This is a genomic window from Bifidobacterium coryneforme, from assembly GCF_000737865.1.
GTDB classification, from domain to species: domain Bacteria; phylum Actinomycetota; class Actinomycetes; order Actinomycetales; family Bifidobacteriaceae; genus Bombiscardovia; species Bombiscardovia coryneformis.
Window position 1 is genome coordinate 1,011,387 of record NZ_CP007287.1, and the last position, 19,127, is coordinate 1,030,513.

At 60.9% G+C, this 19,127-nt stretch carries 17 protein-coding genes; 9 read left to right on the top strand and 8 right to left on the bottom strand.

The window, feature by feature from the left end:
- Positions 1–17 precede the first annotated feature (17 nt).
- Entirely contained in the window at positions 18–947 is a 930-nt protein-coding gene (locus bcor_RS03910; protein WP_033498545.1) for a bifunctional methylenetetrahydrofolate dehydrogenase/methenyltetrahydrofolate cyclohydrolase, read from the bottom strand.
- Positions 948–1,304: 357 nt separating this feature from the next.
- Here bcor_RS03910 and bcor_RS03915 point away from each other — a divergent pair, with 357 nt between their 5' ends.
- Both bcor_RS03915 and bcor_RS03920 read left to right on the top strand, forming a co-directional pair.
- Positions 1,305–2,204 (top strand): metal ABC transporter ATP-binding protein, encoded by a 900-nt coding sequence (locus bcor_RS03915; RefSeq protein WP_051875799.1) that lies wholly within the window; start codon positions 1,305–1,307, stop codon positions 2,202–2,204.
- A gap of 16 nt (positions 2,205–2,220) precedes the next feature.
- Positions 2,221–3,048 (top strand): metal ABC transporter permease, encoded by an 828-nt coding sequence (locus bcor_RS03920; RefSeq protein WP_110444803.1) that lies wholly within the window; start codon positions 2,221–2,223, stop codon positions 3,046–3,048.
- Between the two features lie 65 nt (positions 3,049–3,113).
- On the opposite strand, the gene ispF is transcribed toward bcor_RS03920, so the two are convergent.
- Together ispF and bcor_RS03930 are read right to left on the bottom strand one after the other, a co-directional pair.
- The gene (ispF, locus tag bcor_RS03925; RefSeq protein WP_033490208.1) at positions 3,114–3,614 is read right to left on the bottom strand and encodes a 2-C-methyl-D-erythritol 2,4-cyclodiphosphate synthase; all 501 of its coding nucleotides are present in this window, start codon (positions 3,612–3,614) and stop codon (positions 3,114–3,116) included.
- Between the two features lie 35 nt (positions 3,615–3,649).
- Positions 3,650–4,264: a CarD family transcriptional regulator gene (locus bcor_RS03930; protein ID WP_033490210.1), complete on the bottom strand. Its 615-nt coding sequence runs from the start codon at positions 4,262–4,264 to the stop codon at positions 3,650–3,652.
- 265 nt (positions 4,265–4,529) lie between these two features.
- Here bcor_RS03930 and bcor_RS03935 point away from each other — a divergent pair, with 265 nt between their 5' ends.
- The 4 genes from bcor_RS03935 to bcor_RS03950 all read left to right on the top strand — a co-directional run bounded on the left by bcor_RS03935 (position 4,530) and on the right by bcor_RS03950 (position 8,588).
- Positions 4,530–5,261: a response regulator transcription factor gene (locus tag bcor_RS03935; protein WP_033490211.1), complete on the top strand. Its 732-nt coding sequence runs from the start codon at positions 4,530–4,532 to the stop codon at positions 5,259–5,261.
- A gap of 91 nt (positions 5,262–5,352) precedes the next feature.
- Entirely contained in the window at positions 5,353–6,432 is a 1,080-nt protein-coding gene (locus tag bcor_RS03940; RefSeq protein WP_045921332.1) for a sensor histidine kinase, read from the top strand.
- Between the two features lie 142 nt (positions 6,433–6,574).
- Positions 6,575–7,231: a LexA family protein gene (locus bcor_RS03945; RefSeq protein WP_148303954.1), complete on the top strand. Its 657-nt coding sequence runs from the start codon at positions 6,575–6,577 to the stop codon at positions 7,229–7,231.
- Entirely contained in the window at positions 7,224–8,588 is a 1,365-nt protein-coding gene (locus tag bcor_RS03950) for a Y-family DNA polymerase (RefSeq protein ID WP_081870338.1), read from the top strand. Before bcor_RS03945 ends, bcor_RS03950 begins: the two co-directional genes overlap by 8 nt.
- Here bcor_RS03950 and bcor_RS03955 read toward each other — a convergent pair.
- Positions 8,576–9,334, bottom strand: coding sequence for a ComF family protein (locus tag bcor_RS03955; RefSeq protein ID WP_081870339.1), 759 nt, complete (start codon positions 9,332–9,334; stop codon positions 8,576–8,578). The genes bcor_RS03950 and bcor_RS03955 overlap by 13 nt on opposite strands.
- 55 nt (positions 9,335–9,389) lie before the next feature.
- Complete coding sequence (locus bcor_RS03960) at positions 9,390–10,208, bottom strand: HAD-IIB family hydrolase (protein ID WP_033498544.1); 819 nt, start codon at positions 10,206–10,208, stop codon at positions 9,390–9,392.
- Between the two features lie 91 nt (positions 10,209–10,299).
- Here bcor_RS03960 and bcor_RS03965 point away from each other — a divergent pair, with 91 nt between their 5' ends.
- Positions 10,300–10,734, top strand: a complete 435-nt coding sequence (locus bcor_RS03965) for a metallopeptidase family protein (protein ID WP_237742922.1) — start codon at positions 10,300–10,302, stop codon at positions 10,732–10,734.
- Positions 10,735–10,736: 2 nt separating this feature from the next.
- Here bcor_RS03965 and bcor_RS03970 read toward each other — a convergent pair whose 3' ends face one another.
- From bcor_RS03970 to bcor_RS03980, 3 genes are all read right to left on the bottom strand, one after another.
- Positions 10,737–12,263, bottom strand: a complete 1,527-nt coding sequence (locus bcor_RS03970) for a DUF5719 family protein (RefSeq protein WP_033498543.1) — start codon at positions 12,261–12,263, stop codon at positions 10,737–10,739.
- Positions 12,263–15,457, bottom strand: a complete 3,195-nt coding sequence (locus bcor_RS03975; protein ID WP_033498542.1) for a glycosyltransferase family 2 protein — start codon at positions 15,455–15,457, stop codon at positions 12,263–12,265. Before bcor_RS03975 ends, bcor_RS03970 begins: the two co-directional genes overlap by 1 nt.
- Positions 15,458–15,524: 67 nt before the next feature.
- On the bottom strand, positions 15,525–15,746 hold the full coding sequence (locus bcor_RS03980; RefSeq protein ID WP_081870414.1) for a WhiB family transcriptional regulator: 222 nt from the start codon (positions 15,744–15,746) through the stop codon (positions 15,525–15,527).
- A 522-nt stretch (positions 15,747–16,268) separates the two neighbouring features.
- Between bcor_RS03980 and bcor_RS03985 the strand changes: the two genes are divergently transcribed.
- Together bcor_RS03985 and bcor_RS03995 are read left to right on the top strand one after the other, a co-directional pair.
- Positions 16,269–17,678 (top strand): LCP family protein, encoded by a 1,410-nt coding sequence (locus tag bcor_RS03985; RefSeq protein WP_051875802.1) that lies wholly within the window; start codon positions 16,269–16,271, stop codon positions 17,676–17,678.
- Positions 17,679–18,093: 415 nt separating this feature from the next.
- The gene (locus tag bcor_RS03995; RefSeq protein WP_238548533.1) at positions 18,094–19,047 is read left to right on the top strand and encodes an LCP family protein; all 954 of its coding nucleotides are present in this window, start codon (positions 18,094–18,096) and stop codon (positions 19,045–19,047) included.
- The last annotated feature ends 80 nt before the right edge of the window (positions 19,048–19,127 follow it).

The following is a 19,127-nucleotide window of genomic DNA, read 5'->3' on the forward strand; positions in this document are numbered from 1 at the left end:
CGGGACCAAGGTCATTTTCACCGCAAACTGCCGGGCGTGTCGCGCTGGGGCTTTCCGGTCGGCCTCATACGCACTTCCCGCTCGGCCGCATCGACCACATTCGCCAGGAGCATGGCACGCGTCATGGGCCCTATACCACCGGGGTTGGGGGTGTATGCGGAGCAGACCTCACGGGCGGCCGGATCGACGTCCCCCTTGATCCTCCATCTCCCCTGGTCCTCGTCCCAAACCCGCGAGACGCCCACATCGACCAGGACCGCCCCCGGCTTCACGTCTGCCGGTTTGACGAAGCCGGCCTGACCCACGGCCGCGATGATAAGGTCGGCCCGACGCATGGCCGAGCCGGGATCAGCAGTACCTGTATGGCAAAGGGTGACGGTGGCGTTGATGGACCTGTTGGTCAGCATCAGGCCCACTGTGCGGCCCACGGTCAGCCCCCTACCCAGCACACAGACCTCCTTGCCGTTCAGATCGATCCCATGATGGTCGAGGAGCCAGAGTATCCCGCGCGGGGTGCACGGGAGGGGGGTATTCACCTTCCCATCAGTGTGCAGTACGAGCTGTCCGAGGTTGTACGGGTGCATCCCATCGGCATCCTTGCCCGGATCGATCTCTTCGATGATGGTGGTTGGGTCCACCCCCTTAGGCAGGGGAAGCTGCACGATGTAACCGGTGCAGTCGGGATTCGCATTCAGCGAGCGCACCGCCTCAACAATCCGATCGAAGCCGGCATCTCCCGGCAGGTCCACCCGGATGGACCTTATGCCCACTTCCTGGCAGTCCTTGTGTTTACCTTCGACGTACTTCACCGAGCCAGGGTCGTTCCCCACCAGGATGGTTCCCAGGCCTGGACGCGACCCTTGGGCCGCCAGACGTTCCACCCGCTGACGCAGGTCCTCCTTGACCTGTGCGGCCGCCGCCTTACCATCCAGTCTCAACGCCGTCAAAGCCCGACTCCCTCTCGTGTCCAGCCCCTTCCTCCACATGGGTCAGGGGTTCCGATTCCACAGGGCGGCCTTGGACCGCCTGGTGTATGGAGGACCAGCCTAGTACCCTGCCCCCACCTGCCTTTCGGCACTTCCATAAAGCGGGCACCACAGTGCACTATCGGAATTCGAATCGCACCCGTCCGGCCCACCTAACCTTCGTCGCCGGACGATTTATCGGCGCCTCGGTCATGCCTTCTGAATTCGGATGGGGTAAAGTCCCGGACGGCATCCATAATGAGAACAATGCTCATTAAGCCCCGATCGCCCATCACGATTCGAACAACCGGTCGGAGACAGCATGCCAGGGAGGAAGATATGCGCAAACCCGCGAGCGATGATGTCTGCATCCGTTTTGACCACGCCTCCGTCGAGCGCTCGGGCAGACTGATCTGGTCGGATGGCACCTTTTCCATACCCGGCGGCTCGGTGACCGCCATCGTGGGCACCAATGGAACCGGCAAGACCACGATGATGAAGACCGAGCTGGGCCTCCTTCCCCTTTCGAACGGCAGGGTCGAGGTTCTCGGGCAACCGGCAGGGCAGGCCAACGACCGAATCGGGTACGTCCCCCAGAGCTACACCTCTGACATCGATTCCAACCTCACCGCCGAGCAATCCGTACTCCTGGGACTGACGGGGACCCGTTTCGGCATCCACCCGGTAAACAGGCAGGACAAGGAACGTGCAGCCAGGGCCATGCGCTTCGTCGGAGTGGAGGACAGGGCCCACGCCCGTCTCTCCCAATTGTCGGGCGGATTGCGACAGCGCGTGGCCATCGCCCAGGCGCTGGTCTGCAACCCCAAACTCCTCATGTTGGACGAGCCCTTGGCCAACCTCGATCTGGCAAGCCAAAGGGCCACCGTGCACCTCCTGGCTCAACTCAACCGACAACTCGGCATGACCATCCAGGTGGTGGCCCATGATCTGAACATGCTTCTGCCCATCCTGACCGGAGCCGTCTACCTACTCGATGGGCATCCCCACTACGCCCGGATGGACGATGTTCTGGACTCGGACCTCCTGACCCACCTCTACGGGACCAAGGTAGAGGTGGTCACCACACCCCAGGGTGACATGTTCGTGGCCCCGGATACGGATGTATCAGACGGGGTGGCACATGACCGGTTCAAGACAACAGAAATGGTCGATCTCCATCCCCGGCACCCCGAGGCCGGGGAAGCATACGAAAATCCGACCGCAAACCAGCAGGACTGAGACAGGGAGGAGTTTCATGAACATGAGCATCATCGACCCGCATTGGATGGACACCCTGACGGCGCCCTTCATGGTCCACGCTTTTATGGCCGGGCTCTTCATCTCCATCGCCGCAGGGGCCATGGGATACTTCACCATCGCACGTCATTCCACCTTCGCGGCCCACGCCCTGGCCCATATCGGCCTTCCAGGCGCCACCGGAGCCGTGCTCCTTGGAATTCCCGTCTCCGCCGGGCTTGGACTCTTCGCCCTCGGCGGTGCCCTGGTCATCGGGGCCCTGGGCAAAAAAGCCTCCCAACGCGAGATTGCCACCGGTACCGTCCTGGCCTTCGCCACAGGCCTGGGACTCTTCTTCGCCAGAATGTCCAGCTCGGCCTCACAACAGATGCAGTCCATCCTCTTCGGATCCATCCTGACCATCACCAAGGGCCAGGTCATCGGTTTCCTGATATTCGACCTGGTCCTTCTCGCCGTCCTGGCCGTGATCTACAGACCCCTCCTCTTCAGCTCCCTGGACGAGCAGGTGGCCCAGGCCAGGGGGGTACCGATTGGGCTCATGAACCTGGTCTTCATGGCCATCATGGCCGGAGTCATCACCATTGCGGTCCCTGCGGTCGGGACCCTGCTGATTTTTGCGCTGGTCATCACCCCCGCCGCCACCGCCAACATCTTCGCCGCATCGCCTCTCAGGTCCATGCTGCTCTCGGGGCTTATCTGCCTGGTATCGATCTGGGGCGGCCTGGTTCTCTCGGCCATGTTCCCGGCTCCACCCAGCTTCATCATCGTGACCATTTCCACCCTCTTCTGGGCCCTGGGCAAGGGGTGGGAAGCCATCAGCCGCTAAGGGCAAGGCACACGAATCCGATCAACACCAGCGCAGGAATCTTCCCGAGCGTTCGGAACAGGGAATCAGACCGCCTCTCGGCGGCGCACCAAGGCGGTCGCCATGGCAGCGACCCCTTCACCGCTACCGGTGAATCCCAGTCCGTCCGTCGTGGTGGCCGTCAGGGAAACCGGCGCCCCCAGAGCCCGGCTCATGGCCTCCTGGGCCTGGTCACGGCGCGCGGACAGGCGCGGGGCGCGAGCAACCACGACCACCGAGGCATTTATCAGGGACCAACCATGTTCGCGGAGAAAATCTGCCGTCCAGCGCAGCATTTCGGCACCATGCATGCCTGCGCCTTTGGATTGCGGACCCTGACCGAAATGAGAACCGATATCGCCCAGGTGTGATGCCGACAGCATGGCATCGATCAGCGCATGGACGGCAACGTCACCATCGGAGTCACCCGCAATGCCCGGCGTGCCATCATCCCACTGCAGGCAGGCCAGCCATAGGGGGCGTCTTTCGCCGGAATCGGCGAACCTGTGGGCATCGAAACCTATGCCGGTCGATACATCCGGAATCATCCGATCCGGGTCCTCCCCTGCGGACGGCATGGCGGTTACCGCTTCGTCTTGGCCTTAGTCTTGGCCTTGCTGGCCTCCTCGGCCACCCGTGCCAGGGTCTGGGATGCAGGCTCCTTGGGGGACTTGCTATGGTGCTTCTCGTCGCCAGGCTGGGGTTGGGCATAGCCCAGGTTGACGTCGAGAAGACGCTGGGCCTCATCCTCATCAAGCTTCTCGGAAAGGGCTATCTCGGAGGTAAGAATCTTCCTGGCCTTGATCAGCATCCGCTTCTCTCCTGCGGAAAGCCCGTGCTCGTCCACATCACGCTGGGAGAGGTCACGTACCACTTCGGCGATCTTGTTGACCTCACCGGTGGCGATCTTCTCGACGTTCAGCTTGTAACGGCGCGACCAGTTCATCTCCTTTTCCTCAACGACTGGCGTGCGAAGGATCTCGAAGACCTTGGCCACTTCCTTGGCGTCGACAATGTCCCTGACACCGACCTTCTTGGCGTTATCGATGGGAACGTTGATGACCAGGCCGTCTGAGGAGAGGACGGTGAGCTGGAGGTACTCCCGGGTGATGCCCTTGACCGTCCGTTCGGTGATGGCATCGACCCTGGCGGCTCCATGACGCGGATAGACGACCATATCACCGACGCTGTAACCCATGTATCCTCCAGGACGAGTCTATAAAGTACCATGTAATATTGTCATTTGGCGTGGACTTGCGGGCATGGCATATCGGCTCTTCCTGTGGTTGGCAGGAATCTGCGGAAGGTGCGGGGCCTGCACAGTATTCGCCCAGGCAGAGGCTTCCCCAATGCCTTGGTGCGACTATCCTTGTAAGTACGCGTGTGAAGGAAGAACCGGGACCGCCTCGATAGGAGCGGGTATCCGCCTTGTGAAATACAAGAGACCGAAAACAGAGGTAGGCATGATCAGAAACACAAGCCGCTACACAACACCCAGCACCATCCTGGTGGTCGAGGATGAGCCGACCCTGGCTACGGCCATCGCCCAGCGCATCACCGCCGAAGGATGGACCGCCCGTGTTGCCTCTGATGGGGCCAGTGCCGTCCAGGCGGCTTCGCAGATCAAACCCGACCTGGTCATCATGGACATCATGCTGCCGATCATGGATGGCCTGGAGGCCACCAAACGAATCGTGGCCGAGCGTCCGGTCCCGGTCCTGATTCTGACCGCCCGTGATGACGAAGCGGACAAGGTCATCGGTCTGGGCGCCGGGGCCGATGATTACATGACCAAGCCTTTCTCCATGCGCGAGCTGATCGCCCGCTGCAAGGCCCTCCTGCGTCGGGTCGAGCGGGCCAAGGTCATCGCCAAGAACTCCGAGAACGAGAAGGTCCTGGACTTCGGCAGCCTGGTCATCGATCCGGCACAACGCATCGTCAACCTCGACGGGGAGCAGGTCCACCTGACCCCGACCGAATTCGACCTCCTGGCCACCTTGGCCCGTAAGCCCAAGTCCGTCCTGACCAGGGAGAAGCTCCTGGAAGAGGTCTGGGACTGGGTCGATGCCTCCGGCACCAGGACCGTGGATTCCCACGTCAAGGCCCTCCGCCACAAGCTGGGATCCCAGATGATCCGCACCGTACACGGAGTGGGCTACGCCTTCGAGCCGCCGGAGGATGGCCAGAAGGACTAGCCGCGGTATATGCTGTGAGACGGTAACTGGAAGCTGTGGACCCGGGTCCCCGAGCGGGATGGCCCGGGTCCACGCATGTAAGGGAGCAGGTATGACAGACAGGAAGACCCGGCGTACCGGTTCATCGCTGCGGGACAGGGTTGACCGCGAGCGCCCCATCGGCAGTTTCGCCTCATTGAAGGTGGAACTGAGCGTCCTGATCATCATTTCGACCGCCATCGCCTTCGTCATGGCCTGGTTCCTGCTCAAGATGAAGTGGAGCGGATGGATTGCCATGCCCCTGACCCTGATTGTGGCGCTGGGCATCACCTACTTCTTCTCCCGCGGGCTGACGGCCCCCTTGCGGCAGATGCGGGACGCGGCCGAAGCCATGGCCGCCGGCGACTACACGGTCCGGGTCCATGCCAGCGCCTCCAGTCGTGACGAGGTCGGGCTTCTGGCCGTATCCTTCAACGAGATGGCCGAGGAACTCCAGCATGCCGACCAGATGCGACGGGACATGGTGGCAAATGTCAGCCATGAGCTCCGGACCCCGGTCTCGGCACTTCAGGCCATGGTGGAGAACATGGCGGACGGGGTAACCGAGCCGACACCGGCCAACCTGGAAGGAATCCTGGACCAGGCCCACCGCCTTTCCGATCTGATCGCCTTCCTTCTTGACCTCTCACGGATGGAGGCCGGGGCGGCCAGCCTGCAGATCGAGAACTTCGACTTTGCCGATTTCATCGATGAGACCGTTGAGCCTCTGATCATCGCCGATGCCGGGCACGCCCACGACATCCAGGTGGATTTGGAGGAGGGAATCACCATGGAAGGCGACCAGGACCGACTCCGCCAGCTCTTCACCAACATCATATCGAACGCCCTGAAGCACTCGGCCGACGGGACCACTGTCCTGGTGCAGGCCCATGAAGATCGCGAGAACGGGAACGTGGTAGCCAACGTGATCAACTTCGGATCACAGATACCACCCGAGGCCCGCACAGACATCTTCCGACGGTTCGTCAAGGGGAAGGCAGGCCCGGGAACCGAATCAGGAGGAACCGGCCTGGGGCTTTCCATCGCGCGGTGGGCGGCCCAGCTCCACGGCGGTCAGGTGCAGGTGGTGGATGACCCGAGAGGGGTCGATTTCGAAATCACCCTGCCCAAGTACCACATCGAGCAGGACTAGAACGAGCAGTCCCTCTCCTCCGCGCGGTCCGACGGCAGGAAGGACACCTCCCCATCCGACTCGCCACATTGACGCGGCCCCCCATCTCGACACATAATGGAGTCGAACATTTGTTCGATTGCATATGAGTCGAGGTGCGTTCATGTCCAGGTTATCCAGCCCGTCCCGCCTGTCGAGCACACTACTTGCAGGGGCCTGTAAGGTCGACGCCCTGTCCTCCTTCGGCGGCCGCCCCATCCCGGTACCCGTGGCCCTTGAAGCCGTCCATGCCGGCTTTCCCTCAGTGGCGCAGGACTATTTCAACGGGGATTTCAGCTTCGACCAGAACGTCATCATCCACCCCAGTTCCACCTACATCATCCACGTAGCAGGCGAGTCCATGACCGGGGCCGGCATCTTCGACGGGGATCTCCTGGTGGTGGACAGATCCCTGGAGCCTCGCCAGGACGATATCGTCATCGCCATCCTCGATGACGAAATGCTGGTCAAACGCCTGGTCCGGCAGGACGGACACACCATCCTCCATGCCGAGAACCCCTCCTATCCCGATTTCATCCCCCAGGACGGTGAGTGCCTGGTCATCTGGGGGGTGGTTACCGGCAATTACCACTGGCAGCGGATAGATTCAACCGGAGGGTTCGATACCCATCCCCTCCCCCAGGTCACCTATCCAGGCAGGCAGGAATCGCCTATGGGGCAGGAGGGCCGGACCACCTCCGAACAGCAGGGCACGATCAAGAGGAGGACCAGCCACTTCCAGCCCGCCTATCCCACCGCCGAGTGGGGGCACCATGCCTGAGCAACAGAACGACCGCCCCTCGGCAATCCAGGGAGAAGAGGCCGCCCTGACACCACGAGTGGTTCTGGCGGACGCCAATTCCTTCTATGCCTCCTGCGAGAAGGTCTTCGACCCCTCCCTGGAGGGCCGGCCTGTGGTGGTGCTTTCCAATAATGACGGTTGCGTGGTGGCCCGGAACCGGGAGGCCAAGCAGCTGGGCATCGCCAACGGGACCCCCTGGTTCAAAATCCGCGACCAGGCCACACACGACGGAGTGGTCGCGCGGAGTTCCAACTATGAGCTCTACGCCAGCCTCTCCCAGCGCATGATGGGGGTCATGGCCCGGTTTCTGCCCAACCAGGAGATATACTCCATCGACGAGTGCTTCATGACCAGCATCTGGAATGACCAGCGGACCGGTCAAATCTGCCGGGACCTGCATGACGCGGTCCTGCGGTCGACCGGCATACCCGTCAGCGTGGGGGTGGCTCCCACCAAGACCCTGGCCAAGGTTGCCAACCACTGGGCCAAGACCCATCCCAGCATTGATGGTGTGACCCTCTGGGACCAGATCGAGGCCGAGTATGGGGACCGTGCCCTGGCCTCCGTCCCCATCGATCAGGTCTGGGGAGTGGGGCACAAACTGACCAGGAAGCTGATGAGCATGGGAATCGTCACCGCCTTGGATCTGCGCGATGCCGACCCGGTCTTGATCAGACGACGATTCTCCGTCATGGTCCAGCGCACGGCACTGGAACTGCGCGGGACGGCCTGCATCGAGGACGGTGCTGATGCCAACAAGGGTATACGGACCGATCAGATCCTGTGCTCGCGGATGTTCTCGCACCCGGTGGAGGGATACACGTCGCTGGCCCAGGCCCTGAGCATATACGCCCAGAAAGCCTGCCACAGGCTGCACCGACAGCACAGCCTCTGCTCCAAGGTGAAGGTGTTCTGCTCGACCAGCCCCTACGCCCCCCAGCAGTTCTCAGCAATCAGCAGGACCGTCGACCTGGAGGATCCCAGTGACGACCCCCTGGTCATCTCCAGGGCCGCCAGCCAGGCCATCAAGGGGCACGTGGACCCCCATGCCCATTACATCAGGGCCGGCGTGGTTCTTCTGGAGCTGAGTAATGCCAGAAGTTTCCAAACACTGGAAGGGTTGGACGCAGCCCGTGACACCCATGAATTGGGAGATATCCTGGAAGCAGCCTCGCAGCGCTTCGGACCCTTCAGGGTAGGGGTCGGCTACGGAGGCATCCGGGGTCGTGGCCGCCACGATGATGATGCCGGAGCCACCTGGTCCATGAACCGTCGCATCCTCTCCCCCAGATCCACCACCAGGTGGGATGAAATGGCCGTGGCCTACGCCCGCTGAATCCCCGGATCAACCCCGGTCGCGGCGGCAAGGGTCAGACACGTAAGAGGGATGCCACCAGCCAGGGTCAAGGCGCGGGCGCACTGCCGGATTGTCGAACCCGTCGTAACGATGTCATCAATGACCAGGATCGGATGCCCCGCCACTGATGAGGCATCCCTGACCACGATACGCCCCGAAACCCTACTGGCACGCTCCGAACGACCTCCTGCCCCTACGGACTTCCCACGGATGTCATGCATGGTCAGGACCGGTGTCGATACCGACGGGAAACCTGCATCCATCAGAGTCCGGGCCACTGCCGCCGCCACAGGATTCAGATGCGCTCGCCCACGCCTTCTCAACGACCGTGGGGTCGAGGGGGCAGGGACGACCAGAATCGGCGTACCGCTCGTGCCGGACGGCAGACCGGCACGAAAACGTCCACCTGCCAGCAGTCGCCCCGCCAACAGGGAAATGGCATGACCCAGCGGGCGGTCCAAGGCCCGGTCATCATGGTCCTTCCAGGCCAGGATGGCTTGCCTCACCGGCCCCCTATAGGCACCGCACGCAAGGGCTCGCCCCAGGGCATAGGAGGGGGCCTCGGGAAAGACCGGTCTGGTCAACAGTCGGGCGCAATCGTGACAGAGCAGGGCGTCGGGCCGATCGCAACCGGCACAGCCCCTGGGCAGAAGAAGCCCGGTCAATTCCCTGATTACCCTCTTGGTCAGGAAAGAACCCCTTGTTGCAGAACGAGATAAACGCATGCACTCAGGCAAGCATCATCAGTCAAGGGTGGAGACCATAAGGAGAAGAAGTGCGTCAGCGTGCCAGACGAGGCTCCAGGGTCCGTATCAGTTCCAAGGTGTCGGCAGGATTGTCCACTTTCACAGCCAAGGTGCCCGCAAGTGCCGCCGGGTAGTCATTCCCATCAGGATCCATGCGATCACCCACAAAAAGAATCCGGTCGACCTGGACCCCCAGAATCTCGGCCAGGGTCGAAACCGCGTAGGCCTTGTCGATCCCCTTGGCGGAGATATCGACACTGGTGGACCCACCCGAGCGAACCTGCAGATGGGGCAGGTCCGCCGCAACAGCCGCTGCCAGGCGGTCCTTACGTTTGTTGTCCGGGTCCCAGGCCTCCTTGGCTCCGACCGGAGCCTCCTGGCCCAGGGCAGAAAAGGTAATCTGACTCCCCCGGTCCTCGATCCGTGGCCCCCAGGTCTCCTCTTCCCAATCGCCCAACTCCCGGGCACGCTTCTCCAGGGACGTGGCGGCGGCCTTACGGTCCTCATCACTCAGGTCATGGGCATACACCTGGCCCCAGTCGTCGCCTTTCCACCGGTAGTATCTGGTACCGCTGGTCGGCATCAGGTGAAGCTGTGTCTTGTCGGTGTCCTCGGGCAGAGCGGCCAGGACCTGGTTCCTGAACTGGAGGAAACGCCCGCCGGAGATGATGGCCACGGGGCGCAGATGAGTCAGAGCGGCAAAGTGGCGAGCCATGACCTCATCCATCCTGGTCTTCGACAGGGCCAGGGTGTTGTCCAGATCGAAGGCCAGTACGTCGGCCTTACCTGAAACCACATCCAGGTCCATATCGCGCCACCCCGGCACCTTGATATCACCGTCGCCTGCTGCCATGGATCCTCCTTGCGTCGCATTCGATTCAGCCAATGGTACAGAACACCCTGAGACCATGCCTCCCGACCCACCGACAGCTATGGTAGGAATCATGACCCATGAGCTGCCGCCCTGGCATCGAGCCGTCTACCGCAACACCCACGGACGAGGTGTCCGCAGGCCGACCTTTGGCACCCGATTGCCCAGATATCGCACCAGGTGCGGGGTATTCGACGATTTGGTAGCCGCACAAATCCGTAGACTCAGTGCAGGCTGGCCCGAACTGGTCAGATCCGTCCAGTTCGGTGTCGAGGATGTGCCGCCTTCCGACCCGACACCGTGGGATGGAACCTCTGGGGTATATTCCCGGTCCTTCCCTGCAGGCAGGGGCGTGCCACCTAGGATCATCCTCTACCGGATGCCCATCCAGCATCAGACCAAAAATCGTATGGAGCTGGAGCTCGTTATCAGGGACGAGCTGGTTCAGCAACTTGCCGAGCTCTATGGCCGTTCACCCGAGCAAATCGACCCCATGTGGGGTAAGTGAGCTCAGGGAAGGATTGCCGAATCGGGACCGGCATGGATGACGGCTGTTCGCGGCAGAAGGGCTGTCGGCATCACGGATGCCAAACCGACCAGCCCCGCTTCTCTAACCTTGTCCACCTCGATACGGGCATTCCATATAACCTGCTCGGCCTCATCCATTCGAACGGCCGTGGTGTCGGCACCCAGGTCTTCAGGGGCGAATTCCTTGGCCTTGGATGGGTCCAGAACGACCTCCCTATGACCCGTCTTTTTGCCTGTCTTGTCGAATCCCGTAAGGGAAACAGAGGTCTGCTTCTGCGAACCGTTGACCAGGGTAAGCCGTCCCTTGGTGTTTTCGGGTACAGTCACGGCACCTGATACGGCCGCTTCACCCGGATTGAGGATGGCGAAGTCCGATTGATCCTTCTCCGAGTCGCCTTGGATCTTTACCACGGCATTGATTGGCTCATCCGCGGTGATACGCAGGGCCGTCTTGCCTTCAGGCACCTCGCCCAGGTCGATGGCCGCGGTCCGTCCCGCTTCAAGTTTCCGATCATCGGTTCCCTGACCTCCCTGGTCATCCAGCCAAGTCAACTTCAACGACGCACTCTTCTCGGACCGGGCCAGGAGAAGAGCCTTATCGGCTCCACGGATCCCGGGAATAATCAAGTCCCTACTGGCTGCATCCAATGCGGTCGCATAATCGGAGCCACGCGATTCAAGACCACTCATGGCGCTGATGGTAACCATCAGCGCCACAGGAGCCTGGGAGCTGGTGGCGGTGACATAGATTCCATCCTGGTCAGGTGCCGCCGCGGACAGGTTGAAGGAGGCGTGACCACCAGGAGCCACCGTCATCATGCTGCCGTTCGCCAGATTCATCCTGGACCCCGAAGCTGAGCCGTGGATGGAGATGGTGACCTTGGTTGCCTTGGAGGAGGGGTTGTATGCCACCAGATGCTGGGTCCACCCCTGTCTGGTAGTGGGCAGCAGGAAGGATGACTCCATGGCGGCATCCGGGCAGCGCAGTCCCTGCACCCCCTTGAAGTCACCCTCGGTCGCCCAGGAGACCATGGAAGCCGTACTCCCCGCGCCTGACTCCACCTTGTACAGGTTGGAGGTGAAAGCCAGGGCTTCCGACCCCACATCGTGGGAGCCCACCATGGCCTTCTCCCCGTCCAGAGGGTCGGGATCGGACAGGGTCTTGGACTGCCCATCGCCCATGGGTGAAATTCTTGAGGTCAGAACAGAACCGAAGGAGCCCATCATGGCTGAAGCGGCCAAGTCGCCTTCGGACGCGCGGAACTGCTCATCACCGACCTTTTCGGCGTCATCCAGACTCATCCTGGCCGGACAGTAGGAGGTAATGGTCCTTTGACTCACCTCGTGGGCCTTGGTGGACGTGGCATCAGTCTTGTCCACCATGAAGGAAGGCAGACGGAAAAAGACGAGGCAGGCCACCAGGGCCACAACAATCAGGATGGAAAACCCGCCCAGAGACAGTCTCCAAAGACTTCCTCGACCCGCTGGCTTCTTGGTTTCCTTGCTCATCACTGCTCCTGTCCTGAACTACGACGATGCGGCAGGGCCACCAGGCAGTATGCAACCAGGGCCAGCCCCAGCGTCCAAAGCCATGCCGCTCGCCAGGGCGAATCCGCCACAGCTTGGTATGCCGACATGTCGACACCATGCTTGCTCGAGGTGTTGAGAGTCAACCTGAAGTAGGTTCCCTGGGCGTTGCTCACCACCTGCTGGGTCCCGTCACTGGCCGTGATATTGGAGACCAGATCCTCGTTGGGTGTGGTGGCCCCACCTGTTGACTCACTGGAATCGCTGGGTACGTATATGCCCCCGTAGCCCAGTCCGTCGATGGTCTCAATGGCCGACGAGTCGGCACTGACAATCAGGGAAGCGCTGGCTGAGGACAGCCCCTCTGTCGCTGGGTCCAGATTGCCGGCGACCGCCTGGGCCCTGGCCGCCGGAGACACGTCAATCAGGTCGCCCCGGAATGTCCTCATGGACCCATACATGACCTGGTTTTGTGCAGGGGCGGAAAGAACCAGAACGCGGTGGTTGTCCGCCTTGGAGAGATAGTCCACGGCCACCATGGGCAGGCCGTCACTGTCCGCGCGAATAGCGGGCTCATGTCCTTCCGCGCGACTTCCCAGTGCCAAGGCAGCCATAACAGCCACCAGGGCAAGGGTGAGCAGTCCACGACCCATCCGAACAAGGACAAGGGTCACGGCGGATCCGGGATTCACAACAGAGCCATCCTCAATGGCCCTGACGCCTGATTCACCTGTGCGCCAGGTGGAAACCACGGGATGTTTGTCCCCGCGGGTGGCCAGGGAGTGGAAGGGTTTGACAGCCCCGCCCGCAACCAGGCAGATACAAGCCATCAAGGACAGAAGAACGAGAAGGAGACCTGGCAGGGGGGACCCCGCTACAGGACCAGTCTGATCCAGACCGACAGTGATGGACGAAGACACCATGGCCAACACCACCCCGATCAGAGCCATGGCCCACATCATCCTGGACGCGCGAACGACCGCAGGCAGGAAAAGGGAGATAAAGGCCAGGAGGACCAGCACCAGCAAGGCTCCCATAAGAATCAACCCCTGCCAGTCTCCGCTGTGGAGCCAACCCACCCATCCCTGCGATACGTCCAGGTCCAGAATTCTGGCCACCATATCACCCAGGTTGTCCGATCGGGGCTGGCCTTGGGTCAGCGAGGAGGGGACGGTCACGTCACCGAAGAGCTGACGCCAGAGTCCATCGTGGAAGTGACGGACCAGGTTGACCAGGGTCGGGGCCAGGGCCAGGGCCGAAGGAATCGGAATGAGCATCAGCATGGCCTTGTGCCGGGGAACCACGCAAAACACGATGATGAAAATCGGAATCAGAGCCAGGAGGAGCTGAGGCTCAGCAAGGATGACCGGCACGAAGCAGATAGCAGCCAGGGCCGCATCCTGTATGGAGGCGTGAGGTGTGGAGGGTGATTCCGTTCTATAGAGGCCCACGGCCTTGAAAACGAAGGCGAAAGCGACAGGCATAAAGGCCAGAACCGTCAATATGGGAAGGTTGACCGACTCCACAACCCCCAGGGCTAGCGACAGGCAGGACCAGAGCAGGCCAACGGCCACACGCACTGGATTGGACCTGGTGAATATACCCGCAAGGGCCCAGAACGACAGAGCCGATAGGGGCACCTCCACCAAGAGCATCAGCCCCATGGCCCAGGCGACATGGCCGCCGGTCAGGGCGGTGAAGGCCATCAGCACAAGCAGGAACGGAGTGGGAGCCGCAGGCATACCGGTTCCACCACCCCATGTCCACGAGGTAGTGGCAGACGAGACCAGCTGATTCCAATCGGCTCCGGAGGAGAGCATGGTCTTCGAATATATGGACCCACCGGAAAACACGGCCTGGCAGGTGGACCAGTTGGTGGCCAGGAGGACGAGCAGGACCAGAACCGTCATGCCCAGGGCCCATACCGTTCGTCTGGCCCGTTGCTTCTTCAGGTGAGCCAGGGCCAGGTGTCCGATCAGGGGGTGATCCAGTTGGTCGCGGAAAGCCTGCTGCCGCTGATGCCACTGCCGCACCTGCTGGCGATTGGCCTGGAGGACATCAAGGTGATTCAGACCCGTGACACTGACCGAGCTGAGTCTACGGCGCATCATGACGCTGGAGCGCAGATGCCCCAGAAGTCTCCAGGGGGCGCACAGATGGCAGAGAGCCGTGTACGGGCGCTTGTCGATAAGGCTTGCAATCGCGAACCAGACAGCCGCAAGCAGTCTCCATATCCAGACAGGAAGCCACCAGATCGAGGGGAAGTCCGTAAGGAGATAGCGCTCGCTGGCATCAATCGTAGCCATGGAGGCATCTGCAGGGTTCTCCGGATCAATCGGTCGTCCTGCCCTATCTCGCAGACCACGGTACCGAGCCTGCGCATGGGCGACCCTGGCCTCCGGGACCACCACGACCCTCCCCCCGGACAGGCAGATTCTCCGGCATAGGTCGTCGGACTGTCCGAAGGTGCCCGACCAACGTTCCAACCCCCTCAGATTCTTCAGGGTCTCCAGGGGCACCAGGGAACCGGCCAGACTCACCGAGAAGACATCCTGCCGGGAATCGTACTGCTCCTGGTCGGGCTCCTGATCGACGACCAGCCCGACAGTCGAGTGCCCGTAAGCATATCGACCGACATCCTGGAGGCCTTCGCCCTCCCAGTTGAACTGCTTGGCTCCGAGAATCGAAACCGTGGGAGACCTGTGCCAGGACTCAATCAGGGTCTCCAGACAGTTGGGGTCCATAGGCCTGGAATCGTCATGCAGAAGCCAAAGTCCACGCGTCATCTGCGGAAGACGGGCATATCCGAGGGCCTTGCCAATGGCATCACCGAAAGACGAGGCTCCCTTTGCCCTGACCACCTGGACCTCAACGGTACAGGGATCGCGGGATCCGACAATCTGGCGATCGGTCAGCCGCGGTCTGAGGACCTGGAACTCGGAATACAGGGGCTCAGCGATGGAACCGGAGCAATCGGCGATAATGATGACCCCTGGCAGCACGGTCTGTGCAACCAGTGCGGCAAGCGTATCGGAAAGGTAGGTGAGGTCCTGCTCAACCGTCACCAGGGCCGCAACCGAGGAATCCACCTCCTGGGTGGTGTCGGCCGGTCGGCCATCTATGACAGAAGCGAGGACCTGCTTGATATCCAATGCCTGAGGCGCGACAGAACTCATAGGCTCCAGTGTACGCAAGCCCCGGCACACACCGACTCAGCCGCATGGAACCGGCGATTTTGCCAGCTCACTGATGACGCGTCCGCTTCTTGTAGCGACGGCGCTCGCGCTCGCTCATACCTCCCCAGATGCCGAAACGTTCATCGTGGTCTATAGCCCACTCAAGGCACTGTTTGCGGACGGTGCAATCTGCACACACTTTTTTCGCCTCCTGAGTGGATCCCCCCTTGCCAGGGAAGAAGGCTTCAGGATCCGTCTGGGCACAGAGTGCATCACTGCGCCAGGACATGGAGTTACTGGACTCCAACCACTCAATCAACGGCTGCAAACGCTGCCCAACTACTCCGTTATATTGAGTGTCTATAAAACCACTCATAGCGACCCCCCAGTCCCTAATGTGTCATTGCACACCTTAATTAGAAACTCTGGGTGGACCTTTGTCAAGCGCCACAAGGCTTTTCGGACTTTGTGGAACTGATAACCGTTTATCGGCAACAACCCTCCACGCAGAGGCTAATGCAAGCATATGTATTGTTTTTGTCAATCGCTTTATCTCAAATGGTTCCGGGATTCCCTCTTTTAGGAGAATCAAAATTCTCTTATGGTTTCGGGAAGGTTCGCTCTGGGCAGAGGAAAACGTCTTGGATTCCCATACGTCCCGGTATAGGTGAGGGATTCGGGGGTATGCGAGGAAGACATCCATTCTCGCCATGCCAAGGTCTACAATTTGAACAGTTCGGATAGGCATGACCAAGCAGGCGGAACCCCCCTGCGGGCTTGCTGGATAGCAGCCAATGAGGAAGGCATATCATTGACGACCAAAAGCAATCAGGCGCAATCGCCCAACGTCAAGGCAGGCAAAGGCAACAAGCCCCGGCACAGCCTTGGGTACCGCACCAATCACCGAGTGCGTTCAGCCGTCTGCATGGCACTGGCCTTCATTCTCTGCTTCGTGGCTTCGACCATTGCCGCCTTCTGGATCGATCTCAACGGCAGGCTCACCGTTGTTCCCCAAGTTGCGTCGAAGAACCAGCACAAGGCGCCCGAAGACATCTATAAAGGCAAGACCCTGAACATCCTGCTCCTGGGGCAGGATAGCCGAGACGGCGAGGGCAATGCGGCAATAGGTGGGGCCACAGACGATCTGGAAGGCAACCACCAGTCGGATACCGCCCTGGTCGTGCAGATCTCCGCCGATAGGACCTATGCCAATGTGGTCTCCATTCCCAGGGACTCCATCGTGAACGCACCCAGCTGCACCACCAGCAAGGGCGAGACCATACCAGCTCGTTACAAGGTCATGTTCAACTCCATCTTCGCCGACGGGTACTCCCAAGGCGGCGATGTGGAATCGGCAGCCAACTGCACACTGACGGCGGTCCGGTCCCTGACCGGACTGGACATCGACCAGTTCGTCGTCGCTGATTTCAATGGGTTCAAGTCCATTATCGATGCCTTGGGAGGAGTTGATGTCTGCATTCCAGTCAGGACCTACGACGAGACCACCGGTATTGACCTGCAACGGGGACTGCACCATTTGGATGGCACCCAGGCCACAGAGTATGCCAGGATGCGCCACGATACCAGCAGCGACGGCTCGGACATCATGAGGACCACCCGCCAGCAGTACCTGATCAAGACCCTCGCAAACGAGGCACGCAAGGTCGATATATTCTCCGACCTGCCTAAGGCCTACCGGTTGGTCACCACCTCTCTTTCCGCCCTGCAGATCAGCAGTGGCCTGGGCGACTTCCAGACCCTTCTTGGACTGGGTGACTCTTTGAAGGACCTGCAGCCCTCAAACATCTACGCCCGTACCCTGCCAGTGGAACCCTGGTCCCAGGATATTAACCGGGTCGTCTGGACGGATGAGGCCGACACCGTATGGAAAACCCTCAGGGAGGGCAAGCCACTCAACGGCAGCACCGACAGCGACCAGCAGAGCCAGCAGACAGCAAGCCAGGACCAGCAGACTCAGTCAACCCAGTCCGCCACCCCCGACACTGCAGCGGACGCTTCTCAGGACGCCCCGGAAACCCCGGCCCCCGATCCCCTTACAGGTCTGATCACCATGCCCGATAAGACTCTGATCGATCCCGACACCGGAGGCATCGTCAATCCAAAGGACGGAACCATCAAGGACAAGGTGACCGGGCAGTACATCGGCATGGCAGACCGTTACCTCTTCGCAACGGTCTGTGCCGTTCCCGCGCAGAAATAGTGTCCGTGACCGACGCTCATATCAGTCAGTGGTATTCATGACCTAGTTGGGATAGATGAGTAGGACAAGGGATTAAGGTATGCAACCAGGACCAGATGAAAGCCGACACCCGCAGGAGCCACCGAGTTTCATGCCGTACGGTCATGGTCGGTCGCACCGCAGGCAGGCAGCCCCATCGGCGGCGGAATCCCAGATGCCCCCCAGCTTCTCACCTTCTTCACGGACCTCCTCGCCCAAGTCGACTTCCACTATCGGAACAAGGGCCACCCAGACAGGTGGGTCTGCATCCCCGGCACGCAGAACAGCGGGCTCCTCTCGGAAAACACCTGCCAGGCCCACTTCCACACCCAAACCCGCCCGACAAGCATCTCCCGCCGTCTCTCTGCATAAGCAGGCACCGATATCATCCGCAACCGTGGTCAGGAAGCGTCATCGAGGCCTGCGTATCACAGCGGCCACTCTGGTCATCCTCATGCTGCTGCTCATGGCACTGGCAGGCAGTTGCTGGTTCTGGATCAACGGCAAGCTGAACCATAGCGAAATGCTGACCAATATGCCAGGTTCGCAAGCCTCTACCTGGCTTATCCTGGGGTCCGACCAGCGAGATGGAACACCCGGGGCAGGAGAAGACGGGGAAATCACCGGGTTCAGGACGGACACCATCCTGATTCTGACCAAGCCCAGGCACGGAGCGGCCTCCCTCATCTCGGTCCCCAGGGATTCCCTGGTCAAGCAGGACGGAGAGGCGATGAAAATCAATGCTCTCGCCTATACATCCGGATACAAGTCACTGACGGCGCACATCGAAGAGATCACCGGAAACAAAATCGACCATGTGGCCATCATCAAGTTCGGCGGCCTTCGGGGACTCGTCGATGCCATGGGCGGAGTTGAGCTCTGCTACGACGACAACGTCGACGACCCGAACTCAGGAATGGTGTGGACTCCCGGTTGCCATCTCGCTGATGGGGGCGCCGCCCTGGCCTTTTCCAGGATGCGGTACTCGGACCCCAAAGGCGACTTCGGCAGGGCTGAACGCCAGCGGCAGGTGATAGGAGCCATATCCAAAAAGGTGATGAAACCTTCTGTTGCACTCAACCCATCTTCAGCCAACAAGGTCATTGATGCCGGCCTCGATGCCATTGTCGTGGACGAAAAGTCCAATGCCTGGACCCTCTTCAGGATGGTCATGGCCTTCCGCGACGCTACAGGCGAAGGCGGCATCAGCGGCAGCCTCTACTGGACCGATCCTGATTATTACCCCGGTGGAATCGGCTCCACGGTCCTCCTGGACGACGCACGCAATACCAACCTCTTCCAGGAGCTGGAGCAAGGGTCACACGCCCCTGGCCAGGTCGGGGGAATGTAAGCCCCCTCCATTCCACCCCTCTTTATCCAGGGCATGGGGACACACTCGACCACATGAAGCGCCCCTGACTGACATACATC

Bases quoted from the DNA above. Each gene is read 5' to 3' on its own strand.
- bcor_RS03980 (WP_081870414.1), bottom strand. From the start codon at position 15,746: ATGTCCTGGCGCAGTGATGCACTCTGTGCCCAGACGGATCCTGAAGCC.
- bcor_RS03950 (WP_081870338.1), top strand. From the start codon at position 7,224: ATGCCTGAGCAACAGAACGACCGCCCCTCGGCAATCCAGGGAGAAGAG.
- bcor_RS03935 (WP_033490211.1), top strand. From the start codon at position 4,530: ATGATCAGAAACACAAGCCGCTACACAACACCCAGCACCATCCTGGTG.
- ispF (WP_033490208.1), bottom strand. From the start codon at position 3,614: ATGATTCCGGATGTATCGACCGGCATAGGTTTCGATGCCCACAGGTTC.
- bcor_RS03975 (WP_033498542.1), bottom strand. From the start codon at position 15,457: ATGAGTTCTGTCGCGCCTCAGGCATTGGATATCAAGCAGGTCCTCGCT.
- bcor_RS03955 (WP_081870339.1), bottom strand. From the start codon at position 9,334: ATGCGTTTATCTCGTTCTGCAACAAGGGGTTCTTTCCTGACCAAGAGG.
- bcor_RS03945 (WP_148303954.1), top strand. From the start codon at position 6,575: ATGTCCAGGTTATCCAGCCCGTCCCGCCTGTCGAGCACACTACTTGCA.
- bcor_RS03920 (WP_110444803.1), top strand. From the start codon at position 2,221: ATGAACATGAGCATCATCGACCCGCATTGGATGGACACCCTGACGGCG.
- bcor_RS03970 (WP_033498543.1), bottom strand. From the start codon at position 12,263: ATGAGCAAGGAAACCAAGAAGCCAGCGGGTCGAGGAAGTCTTTGGAGA.
- bcor_RS03915 (WP_051875799.1), top strand. From the start codon at position 1,305: ATGCGCAAACCCGCGAGCGATGATGTCTGCATCCGTTTTGACCACGCC.
- bcor_RS03930 (WP_033490210.1), bottom strand. From the start codon at position 4,264: ATGGGTTACAGCGTCGGTGATATGGTCGTCTATCCGCGTCATGGAGCC.
- bcor_RS03965 (WP_237742922.1), top strand. From the start codon at position 10,300: ATGACCCATGAGCTGCCGCCCTGGCATCGAGCCGTCTACCGCAACACC.
- bcor_RS03960 (WP_033498544.1), bottom strand. From the start codon at position 10,208: ATGGCAGCAGGCGACGGTGATATCAAGGTGCCGGGGTGGCGCGATATG.
- bcor_RS03940 (WP_045921332.1), top strand. From the start codon at position 5,353: ATGACAGACAGGAAGACCCGGCGTACCGGTTCATCGCTGCGGGACAGG.